Below are 18,179 nucleotides of genomic sequence, written 5' to 3' on the forward strand. Positions count from 1 at the left end.
AACCCCAGTTTGAATCTGGAGTGGTGCCAGTGCTAGCCCCACTTTCTCTGCGTCTCTAACACAAGTGTAAAAGCCGAGAGAAGCCCCCTTGTGCCGACATCACTGGAGAAAAAACCATCTGGCGTCAGTAAGGTAAGCAAGATTAAGGATTGTCGCCGCTGGGGGGGCTAGGGTATTATGGCGCGCTATTATTCTGGCAGGCTGTTTTGCTGTTTAAGGATAGTGCCGGTAAAGGGTGAATGGCCCTAGTATGTTAATCATGATCTGATTCGTTACGCAGATTCAAAATTCTCCTTGTAGTACCGCTACCTGATATGGCCAAAGAACAAACGGACCGCACGACTCTGGATCTGTTCGCAGATGAACGTCGTCCGGGTCGCCCAAAAACCAACCCGTTATCTCGGGATGAACAGCTAAGAATTAACAAACGCAACCAACTGCGCCGCGACAAAGTGAAAGGACTACGTCGTGTTGAGCTGAAAATTAACGAAGAAGCGGTTGAAATGCTGAATCGTCTGGCTCAGGAACAAAATATTAGCCGCAGTGAATTGATTGAACAAATTTTGCTCGATCAAATTTTAAAATATTAACGCCGCCAGCACACAATGACGACAAATCAACGCGGTTGAAAGTGCTATAGTGCGTAAAGTACGTACTGGTCTTTTTCAAGAATCTAGTTTAATTATTTGATATAAAAGGTATAAACGCGACATGGCAATCGTAGGCATTTTCTTTGGCAGCGACACGGGCAACACGGAAAACATCGCTAAGATGATCCAAAAGCAACTCGGAAAAGACGTTGCTGAAGTTCATGACATTGCCAAAAGCAGCAAAGAAGACATCGAAGCATTCGACATTCTTCTGCTTGGCATCCCAACGTGGTATTACGGTGAAGCCCAGTGTGACTGGGACGACTTTTTCCCTTCACTGGAAGAGATCGACTTCAACGGAAAACTGGTTGCTCTGTTTGGCTGTGGCGACCAAGAAGATTATGCAGAGTATTTCTGCGACGCGATGGGGACTATCCGCGATCTGATCGAACCTCGTGGGGCAACTATCGTGGGCCACTGGCCAACTGCGGGCTATCATTTTGAAGCGTCTAAAGCGCTGGTTGATGATAAAACCTTCGTCGGTTTGGCTATCGATGAAGACCGTCAGCCTGAACTGACCGCTGCTCGCGTTGATGCGTGGGTAAAACAGATTTCTGATGAAATGAGCCTGTCTGAGATTACTGGCTAAAATGAAATTGTGCCCGCAGATGATGAAAGTCTGCGGGTATTTCAACGATTGGTGAAAGCAGTTTGCAACATTTATGTAACTCATTTTTCCCGCTATGACGCCCGCAGTCAGCAGAGTCACATATTTGTCAGTGTGTTACGTTTTATTTCCACCGTGTAATTACGCCCAAGTTGTTAACACGCTGCGGTTCCCATTTGCCGCCATCAGCTTTATAATGAATCTCAATTATATTTTCAGTTCGGTGACAATTAAGGCAACGCTGGCAGCAAATGCAGTCTATCCTAAACGTCTCCGAGCCAAGTAACGGGACAGAATCCGAATGACAGATAACAATACTGCTTTAAAGAAGGCTGGACTTAAAGTCACGCTTCCGCGTCTTAAGATTCTGGAGGTTCTGCAAGATCCAACTTGCCACCACGTCAGCGCAGAAGACCTGTATAAGAAGCTGATCGATATGGGCGAAGAAATCGGTCTGGCAACCGTCTACCGTGTACTAAACCAGTTCGACGACGCAGGTATTGTTACTCGCCACAATTTCGAAGGCGGCAAATCTGTATTCGAACTGACTCAGCAACACCATCACGATCACCTGATCTGCTTGGATTGTGGCAAAGTGATTGAGTTTAGCGACGATTCCATCGAGAAGCGTCAGCATGAAATCGCTAAAAAATATGGTATTCAGCTCACCAACCACAGCCTGTACCTATATGGTCACTGCGCTGAAGGTGATTGCCGTGAAGATGAGACTCTGCACGATAGCAAAGAGTAAACCTGTATTTACCGCATGAAGCGACCTTAGGGTCGCTTTTTTATTGCCTAAAATTTGCGGTCGTGACGCTGTAGAGAAAGGTTGCAAACAAAAGTGACAGGCGAAAAAAAAGCCCCTCAGGCAAGGGGCGAAACAACTCACAGCTCAACGTGTTATCAGGTTTATCCGACCCAATGATTAAAACGCAGTGATAAAACCATTTTATTTCCTGTTCCCTACCCTATGTCGAGTAGGGAACACTTTCCTACAGATTAAGCCTGCACGGGTTCTGCACGGCTGTAACGCTTGCCATCTGGGCTGACTGAGCGAATCTGAACATCACCGGAGACCGTTGGTTGAGCTTTCGCGTCGTAACGCTGCCACTGTTTGCCACCGTCTACAGAATATTCAATCCCCACACCTGGCAGAGCCACGTTCGCTTCCAGTTTGCCACCAACAACTTTGGCACCAGGCACCGGTAGACGATAGCCGATACCGGCTTTGTCCATCTTAGCGAGTTCACGCTGCCCCATCAGGTTGGCGAAACGCTGCCAGTCGCTGAGCAGAGACTTCTTATCAACCAGATTAGTTTCTCCGCCCTTGTATTCACGACCCGCTTTGTAATCCTGCTCCCAACCAGCACGGTGCCATGAACGCTCTGCGACAGTCATTACACGAGGATAGATTTTGTATTCCATCATTTCGTCAGTGCGCGTGGTTTCACTCCACAGCTGAGCCGACAGACCATAAACTCCCGGCCATGGTTTATCGCTCTTGGCAGTAAAGAATTCGCCGTCGCGGTCTACAGAGGTTTCCGCATTCTGCGGCATGTTATTTGGCGCGAAGCTGAAGATTTTGCGTTCGTCATTAAAGCGAGTACCCCAGTAGTAGCCGTTTTCCTGCGGATTCACTTCATATGGGAAGTCCATGTAAACGTAGTCTGGGTTCGAAACGGTAACTTCATACCCCTTGTTTGCCCAATCGTTGACGGTGTCGAAGCCGCCCCAATACAGGGTATCCCAGAAGTTGACGCCCACACGCTTAGTCGCAAACGCTTTGGAGTCTTTAGCGTCTTTCAGACCATCCTGCCACGCCTGCATTTTTTCAATACCGTGGTTATTGACGATCTGGCTAACTTCGATCGCAAAGTGACTTGGCAAGTGTTCCATGTCTTCGACTTTGCCGCTCTTAATCAGCGTCTGGCAAACCTGAGACTGAGCCCAAGGCTTATCTTCTTTGCTCTGATCGATAATGCCTTTGCCTGGCTCAATTTTGCCATTCTTATCCTGATAGCCTGGCCCTAAGCGGATGTTTTTCGCTTCATCACCACCAAAGTGCCACGTCGTCAGCGGTTGGCCCGCTTCTTTATGCATCTGAGCAATCTCGCCGATCACTTTGTCGACAAAGCGCTTAGATGAATCCAAACAAGGGTTCAAATAGCTCTTACGATCGTAGAACTGCACAGAGGTCGTATTTGAGGTATCCGTTGGGTCAACCAAACGGAATTCGTTGGCGCCCTTTTCATCCCCAGCGGCTTTCAGCTTGTCATAGCGCGCTTCCATCGAAACCACCGCTGCGCGAGCATGTGCAGGCATGTCGATTTCTGGAATCACTTCAATCTGGCGAGCCTGAGCATATTTAACAATATCAATATACTCATCGCGGGTCAGATGCCCTGTACCGTTGTTGTTCGCATCTGGACCAGAGCCCAACTGCGGCAACAGACACTCTTTTTCGCTCAGATCGTGACAACGTTTAGAGCCTACGTCGGTCAGTTCTGGCAGGCCTGGGATCTCAATACGCCAACCTTCATCGTCCGTCAGATGGAAGTGGAATTTATTCATTTTATAAGCAGCCATCTGATCTAACAGACGGTGTACTGCTTCTTTGGAATGGAAGTTACGTCCAATATCTAAGAAGATGCCGCGGTATTGGAAACGAGGAGCATCTTTCGCATCCAAGGTTGCAATCTTCATGCTACCGTCACTCGGCACCAGAGAAAGGATAGATTGCAGGCCATAGAATACACCAGCCTGATCGTAGCCAATCACTTCGGCACCCTTAGGCCCGATTTTCAGCTCATAAGCACCAGGCACGGCCAAGTCACCTTTGAATGCTTTCGCGGCAATGGCGGTTTTGATTGGGTAACCGTTGGCATTATCCTTCACCCCCAACAGAGCAAAACGCTGCTGAGCGGCTTCCGCAGTGGCTGCGTTTAGCACGGTAAGATCCAATGCTACGCCCTTGCTCAGATCCACATCCTGCTGATGGATTTTCACTTCCATCGGCGTTGGCATAATTTGGCCACGCAGGCTTTGGGCTGGCAATTGCTTAATATCGGCGTTTTTATCGAAACGCGTTTCTGGCACCATCAGGACGTTTTTATCGTCCTTGGTACGCTTCCACAAATCACCAGCAAATGGTGTAACAAACTGACGCAAATCTTCAGTATCGGTGCTCGCAATCACTTTTGGTTTGGCGTCTTGGGAAGTCACATACCAACGCGGCATGACATCACTTTCAAACAACTGCCAATATTCGCCGATCAGCGGGATCTCAACAGCTTGGCCCGCGGTGAATCCTTTGAATTTGTCTGTTGGTTCGATCTTATGCAAGTCGCCCGTTACAAAGGTAATCTTGAACTGATCGTTTTTCACATCCAACACTTGGCGCGGGTTATGGAAATAAATCGCCCAATCTTTTGCTTTGATATCGCTGTCGCTGGTTAATGTGATGACGGACTGGTTACATGCAGCCCAGTCCGCACCGAGCGCAGCGCAGTCAACGCCGTTCTCTGCCGCGCGATTGTCTGTCACTTTCACGTTAACTTTTAGCTGACTCAGTTGATCAACGACGTTCTGATCGGCCTGACTTGCCGTGGAGAAACCGAGCATGCCCAGTGCGGATACTGCAACAGCCAACGTGCTTAACTTAAATTTACTCATCGTAAAAGCCTCATCCTGAATCAGTTATTGTTGTTGCGAATTTCTTGCCAAACTTTGCCGCAGGCCTGCTGGTAGTTGTCGCCAGCGCCGGTTTTGGCTGCCTGAATACAGTTCTGGTAATCGAATACGCGTACGCTTTCCTTTTCGGCAAATGCCTGATGCTGTTTACTTTGCTTCAATACATTGAGTACTGACTGGCAGGCTTCCACTTTGTCTGGGTTGCCTTCAGCCGTGTTAATACAGTTGCTATAGGCCTGTTTGAGCTTGAGATCTTCTTGCGGCGCGGTGGACTGCTGCACACAACCGCTCAATCCCACGACTGCAGCAATAACCAGTAGAGTTTTTTTCATATTTATATCCCGTCAAAGTGACTCTGCATGTTGTGTTAAACGTGCAGAGCCTCAGGCTTAGAAGATGGTGAACGGTGCAATAACGATGAACTTAACGTCGCGTTCATCTTGGAACATGTTGCCGTAACCACCGCCCCAGCTCGGGTTGTCGGAGTGGTTGTCGTACTGAGTGAAGTGCAGTTTGAACAGCGTACCTTTAGCGCGACCATCCTGAATGGTGTACATCGCATCCAAGCTGTAAGCGCTCTCTTTCACACGCTGACTCTGATCGTATTGAGGATTCGTGCTCGGCTTTGCATCCCATGCGTAAACATAAGAGCCACCCACCGCAAAGCCCGGCATATCCCACTTACTGAGGTCATACATCACGCCGCCGAAAATGGCTTTCTCGCCGTTGGCGTTGAAGTCGGAGCGGTTATCCCACCAGATATCCAAACGTCCGTTAGAAGAAGCATAGGTTGGGGTCATACGTTGTAAGAAGTAGCCCTGATTACCCTCCGCTTTCACGTAGGTTCCCTCTAAGCGGAAATCGAACTGTCCTACTTTGTAGCCTAAGGTCAACGCCTGTAACCATGCAGTGCCATCGTAAATATCGTTCACGCCACCGTCATGCACACGATCTCGGGTGCCATAGAACTGATAGCTGGTCGTCATCGGATTACCTACGACGTCAAACTTGTAGGAACCCTTAGCGAAATACTGATCGACATATCCTTCTGCCTGTCCAAACGCCGCTTCTAAAATAAAATCATTTTTAAAGTCGTACTTGGCGCCTAAAGAGTGCAAATAAGAAACGCCGGTCTTTTTGTCATTCTGGTAGAAACCATCCACTTCGGTATGCCACGGAGCTTTATATTTATCCGTCCACATGTAGGAGAAGCTCAACGCCCCTGCATCACCGTAGTCAAAGTTTGCCCCCGCTTCAGCACCTTGATAGGTACCTGGCATAAAGCTCCAGTGTGGCGCTAATAGCGTTTGGCCCGTTGGCTGAATGTAACCGGCGCGTGCCCAAACTGGACCGTATTTAAATTTAGCCGCCGCTTTGTAAAGGCTAATGCCACTTTTATCGCCGGAGTAGTCTTCGTCGTAGCCTTTATTTTTCGAGGAGAATGCAATTTCGTTAGGGTGTCCGCTATCGTGGTTCTCTGCCATTTCAATCGCGGTGAATGCGGCAATATCAATACCGAACATATCTGCGGCATAGCCTGACGAGAAGTCGAGGTTTGCGTTCCACGTTGAGTGGTTCAGGTTGGTTTCATAGTTGCCCGTAGTCACGTCTTTACGGTCACGCTCACGCTGCCAGTAGTAGATACCGCCCGTTAGCGTTGAATCATCAATAAAGCCTTCAGCTTGGGCTTCTGGCATGGCATAAAAACCACTGCCTAATAACACCCCCGTTATGGCAAGCGTCAGAGCATTGCGCCTCACACGATGCGTAACCATAGAATAATTCCTCTTTGACTTGAAAAACGCGACCTTCGACGTTCACCGGCCTAGGACGCAAAACCCCTAAAATGGGGAAAAGTTAATTCGTAGTGGAGTAAATAACCCAATTGCTCACCTACCTTCTTAGACTATTTTTCGCGACGCGAATTATCAAATGAAAAGTAAAACAATTGTGTCAATTCTTGACCGAGTGCACATATTTTAATGTTTTGTTACATGTGACACATTTCATATCCGGTCAACATCAAATCCCCTTTAAAAACAGCATTATATTTATAATACCATTGTAAATATCAGGGAATTTACTTATAAAACAAAAGGAGAGAGAGGTGAGTGGCATTTAGTATCAGCGGGGAATTAGATTTAATTAATTCGCGAAACGAATATTTCAGCAATGTTTATGCTCGATGAGAAATAACATCAGTAAACTATTTTTTTACATTTATGACCTAATTTAAAAATACCGATAGAGCACTTTGCTGCTGGTAGGCATAAAAAAAGCCACTCGCATTGCTAGTGGCTTCACAGAATCAACAAATTTTCGATAACGCTATCTGAGCATTATACGCCAGTTTTTGCCCACGTATCGCGCAGACCCACGGTGCGGTTAAACACCAAATGGTCAGGCTTCGAGTAGCGACAATCAGCACAGAAGTAACCTTCACGTTCAAACTGATAAGTCACTTCTGGAGTTGCGCTACCCAAACTTGGCTCAACAAAACCGCTGCGAATCACTAAAGATTCAGGGTTGATCGTAGACAGGAAGTCTTCCGCTGCGCCTGGGTTAGCCACGCTGAACAAACGATCGTACAGGTGGAACTCAGCCGGTACCGCATGGCTTGCAGAAACCCAGTGAATAACGCCTTTCACCTTACGACCATCAGCAGGATCTTTGCTCAAGGTATCTGGGTCATAGGTGCAGTAAATGGTGATAATTTCACCCTCTGCATCTTTCTCAACGCGTTCTGCTTTAATCACATAGGCGTTACGCAGACGGACTTCTTTACCCAACACCAAGCGCTTGTACTGTTTGTTGGCTTCTTCGCGGAAGTCAGCACGATCGATGTAGATCTCGCTGCTAAATGGCACTTCGCGCTTACCCATTTCAGGCTTGTTCGGATGATTTGGCATCGCGATCATTTCTACGCTATCCGCAGGCATGTTCTCGATGACGACTTTCACCGGATCCAGCACAGCCATGGCGCGCGGCGCAATTTCGTTGAGATCGTCACGAATACATGATTCCAGCGCAGCCATTTCTACGTTGTTGTCTTGCTTGGTCACGCCGATACGCTGGCAGAATTCACGGATAGAGGCTGCCGTATAACCACGGCGACGTAGGCCGGAAATCGTTGGCATACGAGGGTCATCCCAGCCTTCTACGATCTTCTCTGTTACCAATTGGTTCAGCTTACGCTTCGACATGATGGCATATTCGAGATTCAAACGAGAGAATTCGTACTGACGCGGATGCGTTGGGATCGTGATGTTATCTAATACCCAATCATACAGACGACGGTTGTCTTGGAACTCCAGAGTACACAGTGAATGTGTAATCCCTTCCAAGGCATCAGAAATGCAGTGAGTAAAATCGTACATCGGGTAGATGCACCATTTGTTACCCGTCTGATGGTGTTCAGCAAACTTGATACGATACAGAACCGGATCGCGCATAACAATGAACGGAGAAGCCATATCGATCTTGGCGCGCAGGCACGCGGTGCCCTCGGCAAACTCGCCGTTACGCATTTTGTCGAACAGAGCCAGATTCTCTTCAACGCTGCGGTCACGGTACGGGCTGTTTTTACCCGGAGACGTCAGGGTTCCACGGTATTCGCGGATCTGCTCAGGGGTCAGCTCATCAACATAAGCCAAGCCCTTCGTAATCAGCTCAACCGCGTACAGGTGCAGTTGATCGAAGTAGTCGGAGGAATAACGCACTGCGCCACTCCACTCGAAACCTAGCCACTGTACGTCGCGTTTAATTGACTCAACGTATTCAATGTCTTCTTTCACCGGGTTGGTGTCATCAAAGCGCAGGTTACACTGACCTTGATAATCTTTGGCGATGCCAAAGTTCAGGCAAATGGATTTGGCGTGGCCAATGTGCAGGTAGCCATTTGGCTCCGGCGGAAAACGGGTATGAACTGAATTATGTTTACCGGATGCCAGATCTTCATCGATGATCTGACGGATAAAGTTACTTGGGCGGGCTTCAGCCTCACTCATTTTCTATTCCTCTATGCCTAAAAACGCGACTCATAACCAATAATGATCTTACAACCTGTGGCGGGAAACAACCGTTTGTTGCCATTATCACGGCGTTTTTTCTGTGGTTATCTCGAAAGTATGCCGAAAGGTTGTCGATCTGCTGATCACCACTCTATATCAGCACGCGCCAAAAACAAAAAACGGAGAGGGTTTCCCCTCTCCGTTTACTCACTTGGAAATGATGTATTAACGAGTCAGTTATTTCGCAGTGATATCGTACAGCTTGGTTTCACCGGCCACTACATGACCCGCTGCCAGTGCTTTCAGTCCACCGAAATCATCAATATTGCTGACGACAACCGGACTAATCATGGAGCGTGCATTAGCATTCAAGTAGTCCAAATCCATTTCAAGAATTGGCTGACCTGCTTTCACCTCTGCGCCCTCTTCAACCAGACGTTTAAAGCCTTGGCCATTCAGAGAAACGGTGTCGATGCCCATATGAACCACAACTTCCGCACCTTCATCCGTTTCCAGACAGAATGCATGGTTAGTGTTGAAGATTTTTACGATCGTGCCGCGCGCTGGAGACACAACGAATTTATCCGTTGGACGAACCGCAACACCGTCACCGACCGCTTTGCTTGCAAAAGCTTCGTCAGGAACCTGATCCAGCGCCACGACTTCACCGGTAATTGGAGAAACCAGAGTCGCTTTCACGACTGCTGAAGCGTTTGGTGTTGCCTGTGCTTTAGCTTCGGTCGCTGCTGGCGCAGCATGTGCTGTTGCAGCTTCAACCGGACCCGTAGCCATCACGCCACGCATTGCTGTTGCAATGGCTTCTGCACGAGTCCCCACGATGACCTGAACACTCTGCTTATTCAGACGAATAACACCAGATGCACCCAGACGTTTTGCCAGACTGTCGTTAACAATCGCAGAGTCTTTCACGGTCAGACGCAGACGAGTGATACACGCATCGATACCCGTTATATTGGCAGAACCGCCTACCGCAGCAATGTAGTTACGCGCCAGATTAGACGTTTCATTACCACCTTTCGCATTGTCCAGATCCAGATCGTAGCCATCAGCGCTTTCATCAGCATCCGTTGCCAGTTCACGGCCAGGAGTCAGCAGGTTAAATTTGGTGATAGTGAAGCGGAATACCACGTAGTAAATCACGAAGAACACCAGCCCCTGAGGGATCAGCATGTACCAGTGAGTTGCCAGCGGGTTACGTGAGGACAGAACCATATCCACCAGCCCCGCGCTGAAGCCAAAGCCGGCAATCCAGTGCATAGATGCTGCGATGAATACAGAGATACCGGTCAGCAATGCATGGATAACATACAGAACTGGAGCAACGAACATGAAGGAGAATTCCAACGGCTCGGTGATACCAGTAAAGAAGGCTGCGAATGCCGCGGCCATCATGATACCCGCTACTTTTGCTTTGTTTTCTGGACGAGCACAGTGGTAGATCGCCAGTGCTGCGCCAGGTAAACCAAACATCATGATTGGGAAGAAACCTGCCTGATAACGGCCAGTGATACCCACGACGGCTTTACCCGCTTCGATAGACTGTGCGCCACCCAGGAAGTTAGGAATATCGTTAATACCTGCAACGTCAAACCAGAACACAGAGTTCAGAGCATGATGCAGGCCAACAGGAATTAATAAACGGTTAAAGAACGCGTAGATACCCGCGCCTACTGAGCCCATTTTCTGAATGTGTTCACCGAAGTTCACCAATCCGTCAAAGATTAACGGCCAGATGTACATCAGGATGAATGCAACCAGAATCATCACGAAGGAAGTTAGGATCGGAACCAGACGACGGCCACTGAAGAAAGACAGCGCCTTCGGGAGTTCGACACCGCTGAAACGGTTGTACAGCTCAGCAGAGATAATACCAACCAGAATACCAACGAACTGGTTGTTAATCTTACCGAATGCAGCAGGAACCTGATCCGCAGGGATTTTCTGAATCATGGCGACCGCGGCTGGAGAACACAGCGTGGTCAATACCAAGAAACCAACAAAGCCGGTTAATGCGGCCGCACCATCTTTATCTTTAGACATACCGTATGCGACACCGATCGCAAACAGTACAGACATGTTATCGATAATGGCAGAACCCGACTTGATGAAGAAGGCAGCTAACGCGTTATCGCCCCCCCAACCTACCGGGTCAATCCAGTAACCGACACCCATCAGTATTGCGGCAGCCGGTAGCGTGGCTACCGGTACCATCAGCGCACGGCCGACTTTTTGCAAATAACCTAAAATACTCACCATTTCCCCCTATTGGACCCGTCAATGCTCGAATTGGCACTACTCATGGTCTCGTCGTAACTTACTTAATTATTAAGTTGACAGTATGGACTACATTCTGGAGTGTAAAAAAATTATTTTTCTCCGCAAATTAAAACCTCTGGTTTTGTGATAAATATCACCAAAGGAGGCTCTAAATATGCCTAATTGCTAGCCATCCTACAAAACTTATTTTATCATTCGAAAAATCAAAGCGGCGTTAGGTCACACAGAAGTGGTTAAGATGCATTACGCTTTATAAGAGCGATGTGGACCCCCGTTTTTAATATAGATTTATATTAGCTAAAGGTGCCCTATGAGACTGATCCCACTGAGTAATGCTGCAGACGTAGGTTTATGGTCTGCTCGTCATATTGTTAACCGCATCAATGCGTTTAAACCAACGGCTGAACGTCCATTTGTGCTTGGCTTGCCTACTGGCGGTACACCGCTACAAACCTACAAACGCCTAATCGAACTCCACAAAGCAGGCGAAGTCAGCTTTAAAAACGTTGTGACGTTCAACATGGACGAGTACATCGGACTACCGGAAGAGCATCCAGAAAGCTACCACAGCTTCATGTATAACAATTTTTTCAACCACGTGGATATCCCGCGTGAAAACATCAACTTACTTAACGGTAACGCGCCTGACGTAGACATTGAATGCCGCCGTTATGAAGAGAAGATTAAATCCTACGGCAAAATCAATCTGTTTATGGGCGGTGTAGGCAACGACGGTCATATTGCGTTTAACGAACCAGCTTCCTCTTTGGCTTCTCGCACCCGTATCAAAACGCTGACAGAAGAAACGCGCATCGCTAACTCTCGATTCTTTGATGGCGACATGACTAAAGTGCCAAAATACGCATTAACCGTGGGTGTTGGTACGCTGCTTGATGCCGAAGAAGTGATGATTCTGGTCACCGGTCATGCCAAAGCTCAGTCACTGCAAGCCGCCGTTGAAGGCAGCGTCAACCATATGTGGACCATCAGTGCCCTACAGCTTCACCCAAAATCGGTCATCGTATGTGATGAACCTTCCACTATGGAACTGAAGGTTAAAACCGTTAAGTACTTCCGCGAATTAGAAGCGGAAAACATGAAGAATCTATAATTTTCAACCTGTAACCAGGGGGATGTGATGTACGCTCTGACCCATTGTCGGATTTATACCGGCCACGATATTCTCGACGACCATGCAGTAATGATCGCCAATGGCTTAATTAAAAAGATCTGTCCTGTCGCTGAGCTTCCGTCAGGCATCGAAACTCACGATCTGGGCGGAGCAATCCTTGCTCCTGGTTTCATCGATCTGCAGCTTAATGGCTGTGGTGGCGTCCAGTTCAATGATTCTGCCGAAGCGGTTTCTGAAGAAACGCTGGAAATCATGCAGCATGCCAATGAAAAATCAGGCTGTACTAGCTATTTACCAACGCTGATCACCTGTGCCGATGACTTAATGAAGCATGGTATCGACGTGATGCGCAGCTATCTGGCTAAGCACCAGAACCAAGCGCTGGGTCTACATATCGAAGGCCCTTATATCAGCTTGGAAAAGAAAGGCACCCATAATCCCAAATTCATCCGTAAGCCCGATCATGAAATGATTGATTTCATGTGTGAGCATGCCGATGCGATCACTAAAGTGACCATGGCCCCAGAAGTCGCCACGCCGGAGTCTATCAAGCAGCTTAAAGCTGCGGGTATCGTGGTGTCGGCTGGCCACTCTAATGCGACTTATGAAGAAGGACGCAAAGGTTTTGCCGCGGGCATGAGCTTCGCCACGCACCTATATAACGCCATGCCGGTCATTGCTGGCCGTGCACCTGGGCTGATGGGCGCTATTTTTGATACTCCTGAAGTTTACGCAGGGATCATTGCCGATGGCCATCATGTTGCCTGGCCAAGCATCCGTCTGGCTAAACGTCTGAAAGGCGAGCACCTCGTGCTGGTCACTGATGCCACCGCCCCAGCGGGAGCGAATATCGATCACTTCATTTTTGCCGGAAAAACAGTATATTACCGCAATGGTTTAGTGGTTGATGAAAATGGCACGCTGAGCGGCTCAGCGCTAACCATGATCGAAGCGGTACAGAACAGCGTGGAACACGTGGGAATTGCGCTCGATGAAGCCTTGCGCATGGCAACGCTTTACCCTGCTCGCGCGGTTGGCATTGATACACAGCTGGGCAGTATCGAAGAGGGGAAAGTCGCTAACCTGACGGCCTTCACTTCAGATTACCGTGTGATCAAAACCATTGTGAACGGTGAAACCGTTTACGAAAACAAATAATAAGAGAGAACGTACTTCAGTCTGCGCGCTCTCTTTTATAACTTGATATCTATTTTTAATCGCGGGTAATAAATTGATGACCACAGGCGGGCAAGGACAAATCGGTAATGTAGATCTGGTCAAACAGCTTAACAGTGCAGCTGTTTATCGTTTGATTGACCTGCAAGGCCCTATTTCGCGCATTCAAATTGCCGAAGTGAGCCAGCTTGCCCCTGCCAGTGTCACCAAAATTACCCGCCAGTTGCTGGAGCGCGGGCTGATCAAAGAAGTCGATCAGCAAGCGTCTACCGGTGGCCGCCGTGCCATTTCCATTGTTACCGAAACCCGCCTTTTCAACACTATCGCTATCCGCTTAGGGCGCCATGACGCCACCATCACCCTATATGATATGAGCGGAAAAGCATTGGCGGAGGAACATTATCCATTACCTGAACGCACTCAGGAAACAGTGGAAAACGCACTGCTTAATAACATCGAACAGTTCATGCTGGTCTACCAGCGTAAAATTCGTGAGCTGATTGCTATCGCCGTGATCCTCCCCGGTTTGGTCGATCCTCAACACGGTATCGTGCGCTACATGCCCCATATTGCCGTTAACGACTGGCAATTGGTTAGCGTGCTGGAAGACCGATTTAACGTGACGAGTTTTGTCGGCCACGATATCCGTAGCCTTGCCTTAGCCGAACACTATTTTGGGGCGACACGCGACTGCGAAGACTCAATGCTAGTACGCTTACACCGCGGTACAGGTGCGGGCATTATCGTGAATGAAAAAATCTTCCTTGGTAGCAAAGGCAACGTTGGCGAGATTGGGCATATCCAAATCGATCCGCTGGGCGAACGCTGCCACTGCGGTAATTTCGGCTGTTTAGAAACCGTGGCAGCCAATGCTGCGATAGAACAACGTGTGCGCCATTTATTAGAGCAAGGCTACCCAAGCAAGCTCACGCTCGACGATTGCTCTATCGGCGCTATCTGCAAAGCGGCAAACAAAGGCGACGCGCTGGCAACAGAAGTGATTGAGCTGGTTGGACGCTACTTAGGTAGAGCTATCTCCATTGCTATCAACATGTTCAATCCACAGAAAGTCGTGATTGCCGGTGAGATTATTGAAGCCGAGAAAACGCTGCTGCCTGCGATTCAAAGCTGTATCAATACGCAGGTGCTGAAGAATTTCCGCCAAAATCTGCCCGTCGTGACCTCCGAGCTCGACCATCGCTCAGCGATTGGCGCCTTTGCGCTGGTAAAACGCGCCATGCTTAACGGCGTGCTGTTACAGCGATTGCTGGAAGGGCAACATCCGCACTAATCCTCCGCTTATGTGAAACCGGATCAGCATTAGCTGTATTCGTCCCCCCGATAAATCGGCTGCTAAGAGCAGATTTAAGCGCAGTTTACTGCGCTCCCAGAGGGGCGTCATCACTGACGCGAGTAAGCTCATCAGAATTGCTGACAGGCGTGGTACAATTTACCCCCGAAATAATTGGAGTGGCCTGCAGGCGACAAGTTTGTGAATCCCTAGGCGCATAGATAACGATGTTACTAGAGTGAACAAACGCAGCCAACGCACACACAGCTTCAAATATGACGGGTATCTGTCTGTCAATCTAATGAGTAATAACCCTATGACAATTAAAAGTATTATTTGTGACATCGATGGCGTTTTGATGCACGACAACACCCCAGTTCCGGGGGCTGATAAATTTTTAGCGCGTATTCAGGAACGAGACATTCCTCTGGTTATTCTAACCAACTATCCTTCTCAAACCGCACAGGATTTAGCTAACCGCTTTTCCGCTGCGGGTCTTGAGGTCCCTGAAAGTGCCTTTTATACCTCGGCCATGGCAACCGCTGATTTTCTAAAGCGTCAGGAAGGGAAAAAAGCCTATGTCATCGGCGAGGGGGCGCTTATCCACGAGCTGTATAAAGCGGGCTTTACTATTACCGACATCAACCCTGACTTCGTTATCGTGGGAGAAACCCGCTCTTATAACTGGGAGATGATCCATAAAGCCTCTTACTTTGTGGTCAACGGCGCGCGTTTTATTGCCACTAACCCCGACACACACGGCCGTGGTTTCTATCCAGCCTGTGGTGCTCTGTGCGCACCTATCGAATTAATTTCAGGCCGTAAGCCTTTCTATGTGGGTAAACCTAGCCCATGGATAATTCGTGCCGCGCTCAACAAAATGCAGGCCCATTCAGAAAGCACCGTTATTATCGGTGATAACTTGAATACGGATATCTTGGCGGGCTTCCAAGCCGGTCTGGAAACTATCCTCGTGTTATCTGGCGTGTCTACGCTAAATGACGTCGATAATATGCCTTTCCGCCCGAATTACATTTATCCTTCTGTCGCAGATATCGACATCATCTAATCCCCCGTCAATAGCGTCTGCTCATTTCGCTTCACAGCCCGCAGACGCTATTGGCTCAAATTTTATTTTTCCGCATTTTTACTCTTCACCTCCCCGCTGCAAAAAATTAGCGATTCATCAATTAAAGCGGGAATAAAATGAATATCCGCTAAGTTTTACGTGGGTGACACAAACTATTTCTCACCATTAAGTTAAACCACTTGCATTATGTTCAGGTTTTGACGCAATTTGTTATGCATAGCAGCGGTAACATAAACCAAAAACCATTTACCGCCTAAAACTGACCCACAACGTCACAACTCGACAATGCAGTATGGGAGAAATCTATGTGTTCTATCTTTGGTGTGCTTGATTTAAAAACCGATCCTGTTGAGCTGCGTAAAAAAGCGCTCGAACTGTCACGCTTAATGCGTCACCGTGGCCCAGATTGGTCTGGCGTTTATGCATCTGATAACGCGATTCTGGCGCATGAGCGTCTGTCTATCGTTGACGTCAACAACGGCGCTCAGCCGTTATACAATGCCGCGCACACCCATGTTTTAGCCGTGAATGGTGAAATTTATAACCATCAGGCACTGCGTCAACGCTTTGAAGGGCGCTATGAGTTCCAGACCGCCTCCGACTGCGAAGTGATTTTGGCGCTGTATGAAGAGAAAGGCGCTGCGTTTCTGGATGAGTTGCAGGGAATGTTTGCTTTTATCCTGTATGACGCTGACAAAAACAGCTATCTGATTGGCCGCGATCACCTCGGAATTATCCCGCTGTATATGGGCTATGATGAACACGGTAACTTCTACGTGGCTTCTGAAATGAAGGCGCTGGTGCCCGTTTGCCGCACGATTAAAGAATTCCCCGCCGGTAGCTATATGTCGAGCGATGATGGTGAGATTCATAGCTACTATCAACGTGACTGGTTTGAATTCGACAATGTTAAAGATAACGTCACTGACGCAGCGCAGCTAAAAGAAGCGCTGGAAGATTCAGTTAAAAGTCATTTGATGTCTGATGTCCCTTACGGCGTATTACTCTCCGGCGGATTAGACTCTTCGGTCATTTCAGCCATCACCAAAAAATTTGCCGCCCGCCGAGTGGAAGATGATGAGCGCAGTGAAGCCTGGTGGCCACAATTGCACTCCTTTGCTGTCGGTTTGGAAGGCTCTCCCGATTTAAAAGCAGCACAAGAGGTCGCGAACCATTTAGGCACGGTGCACCATGAAATTCATTTCACCGTACAAGAAGGCCTAGATGCCATTCGCGATGTGATTTATCACATTGAAACCTACGATGTGACCACCATTCGAGCGTCTACGCCGATGTATCTGATGGCGCGTAAAATTAAAGCCATGGGCATCAAAATGGTGCTTTCCGGAGAAGGTGCCGACGAAGTGTTCGGGGGATACCTTTATTTCCATAAAGCGCCGAATGCTAAAGAGTTCCATGAAGAAACGGTGCGTAAGCTGCTCGCTCTGCATATGTATGACTGCGCTCGCGCCAACAAAGCGATGTCAGCCTGGGGGGTAGAAGCACGTGTGCCGTTCTTGGATAAAAAATTCCTTGATGTGGCGATGCGTCTTAACCCGAAAGATAAAATGTGTGGTAACGGCAAAATGGAGAAATACATTCTGCGCGAATGTTTTGAATCCTATCTGCCTGCCAGCGTCGCATGGCGTCAAAAAGAACAGTTCTCGGATGGCGTAGGTTATAGCTGGATCGATACCTTAAAAGAAACTGCGAATCAGCAGATTAGCGATCAAATGTTGGCAAATGCGCATTTCCGCTTCCCTTACAACACGCCAAACTCAAAAGAAGGCTATTTGTATCGCGAAATTTTTGAAGAATTATTCCCAGTGCCAAGCGCAGCGGAGTGTGTACCCGGCGGACCATCGGTTGCCTGCTCCTCGGCAAAAGCTATCGAATGGGACGAATCTTTCAAAAAAATGGACGACCCATCGGGTCGTGCGGTAGGCGTACATCAGTCTGCTTATCAAAAATAACATTTTAACTAAACGGCGAACTTTTATAGTTCGCCGTTTTTTTTACCACTAACGCTGTTTTAGCCCATTAATAAGCCTAATTTTTGTTGATTTTCTCACCGAGCTGTATAATCCCCGCGCAAACGTGCTTCAGATGCCCTTTTCCGATAAAAAAGGGGTTGACGCAACTTTCTCATATACGCATAATGCGCCCCGCAACGCCGATGAAGGTTGGCGATAAATAGATGGCTACGTAGCTCAGTTGGTTAGAGCACATCAC

At 48.2% G+C, this 18,179-nt stretch carries 13 protein-coding genes; 8 read left to right on the forward strand and 5 right to left on the reverse strand.

Going from position 1 to position 18,179, the window contains the following annotated elements; translation table 11 throughout:
• The first annotated feature begins 314 nt into the window (after positions 1-314).
• The 3 genes from ybfE to fur all read left to right on the forward strand — a co-directional run bounded on the left by ybfE (position 315) and on the right by fur (position 2,008).
• Positions 315-590 carry a LexA regulated protein gene (gene ybfE / locus HMPREF3091_RS12995; RefSeq protein WP_070716302.1) on the forward strand — a complete coding sequence of 92 codons (276 nt, stop codon included), beginning with the start codon at positions 315-317 and terminating at the stop codon, positions 588-590.
• 121 nt (positions 591-711) lie between these two features.
• Positions 712-1,239, forward strand: coding sequence for a flavodoxin FldA (gene fldA / locus HMPREF3091_RS13000; protein ID WP_004096485.1), 528 nt, complete (start codon positions 712-714; stop codon positions 1,237-1,239).
• A gap of 319 nt (positions 1,240-1,558) precedes the next feature.
• Entirely contained in the window at positions 1,559-2,008 is a 450-nt protein-coding gene (gene fur / locus HMPREF3091_RS13005) for a ferric iron uptake transcriptional regulator (RefSeq protein WP_004096481.1), read from the forward strand.
• A gap of 251 nt (positions 2,009-2,259) precedes the next feature.
• On the opposite strand, the gene HMPREF3091_RS13010 is transcribed toward fur, so the two are convergent.
• The 5 genes from HMPREF3091_RS13010 to nagE form a co-directional block, all read right to left on the reverse strand.
• Positions 2,260-4,932, reverse strand: coding sequence for a beta-N-acetylhexosaminidase (locus HMPREF3091_RS13010; protein WP_070716303.1), 2,673 nt, complete (start codon positions 4,930-4,932; stop codon positions 2,260-2,262).
• A gap of 20 nt (positions 4,933-4,952) precedes the next feature.
• A complete protein-coding gene (gene chiQ, locus HMPREF3091_RS13015) occupies positions 4,953-5,282 on the reverse strand; it encodes a ChiQ/YbfN family lipoprotein (protein ID WP_004096477.1) in 330 nt (109 codons plus the stop codon).
• A 57-nt stretch (positions 5,283-5,339) separates the two neighbouring features.
• Positions 5,340-6,725 (reverse strand): chitoporin ChiP, encoded by a 1,386-nt coding sequence (gene chiP, locus HMPREF3091_RS13020; protein ID WP_004096474.1) that lies wholly within the window; start codon positions 6,723-6,725, stop codon positions 5,340-5,342.
• A gap of 564 nt (positions 6,726-7,289) precedes the next feature.
• Positions 7,290-8,957, reverse strand: a complete 1,668-nt coding sequence (gene glnS, locus HMPREF3091_RS13025) for a glutamine--tRNA ligase (RefSeq protein ID WP_070716305.1) — start codon at positions 8,955-8,957, stop codon at positions 7,290-7,292.
• Positions 8,958-9,197: 240 nt separating this feature from the next.
• On the reverse strand, positions 9,198-11,234 hold the full coding sequence (gene nagE / locus HMPREF3091_RS13030; RefSeq protein ID WP_193763981.1) for an N-acetylglucosamine-specific PTS transporter subunit IIBC: 2,037 nt from the start codon (positions 11,232-11,234) through the stop codon (positions 9,198-9,200).
• A gap of 334 nt (positions 11,235-11,568) precedes the next feature.
• Here nagE and nagB point away from each other — a divergent pair, with 334 nt between their 5' ends.
• From nagB to asnB, 5 genes are all read left to right on the forward strand, one after another.
• Positions 11,569-12,369: a glucosamine-6-phosphate deaminase gene (gene nagB / locus HMPREF3091_RS13035; protein WP_004096467.1), complete on the forward strand. Its 801-nt coding sequence runs from the start codon at positions 11,569-11,571 to the stop codon at positions 12,367-12,369.
• Between the two features lie 27 nt (positions 12,370-12,396).
• Positions 12,397-13,548, forward strand: coding sequence for an N-acetylglucosamine-6-phosphate deacetylase (nagA, locus tag HMPREF3091_RS13040; protein ID WP_070716309.1), 1,152 nt, complete (start codon positions 12,397-12,399; stop codon positions 13,546-13,548).
• A gap of 76 nt (positions 13,549-13,624) precedes the next feature.
• Entirely contained in the window at positions 13,625-14,857 is a 1,233-nt protein-coding gene (locus HMPREF3091_RS13045; protein ID WP_070716311.1) for a DNA-binding transcriptional regulator NagC, read from the forward strand.
• Positions 14,858-15,173: 316 nt separating this feature from the next.
• On the forward strand, positions 15,174-15,926 hold the full coding sequence (locus HMPREF3091_RS13050; RefSeq protein WP_020303874.1) for an HAD-IIA family hydrolase: 753 nt from the start codon (positions 15,174-15,176) through the stop codon (positions 15,924-15,926).
• Between the two features lie 326 nt (positions 15,927-16,252).
• Positions 16,253-17,920, forward strand: coding sequence for an asparagine synthase B (gene asnB, locus HMPREF3091_RS13055; protein WP_004096463.1), 1,668 nt, complete (start codon positions 16,253-16,255; stop codon positions 17,918-17,920).
• The last annotated feature ends 259 nt before the right edge of the window (positions 17,921-18,179 follow it).

Source organism: Hafnia sp. HMSC23F03, from assembly GCF_001816025.1.
In the GTDB taxonomy this organism is placed as follows: Bacteria; Pseudomonadota; Gammaproteobacteria; order Enterobacterales; family Enterobacteriaceae; genus Hafnia; species Hafnia paralvei.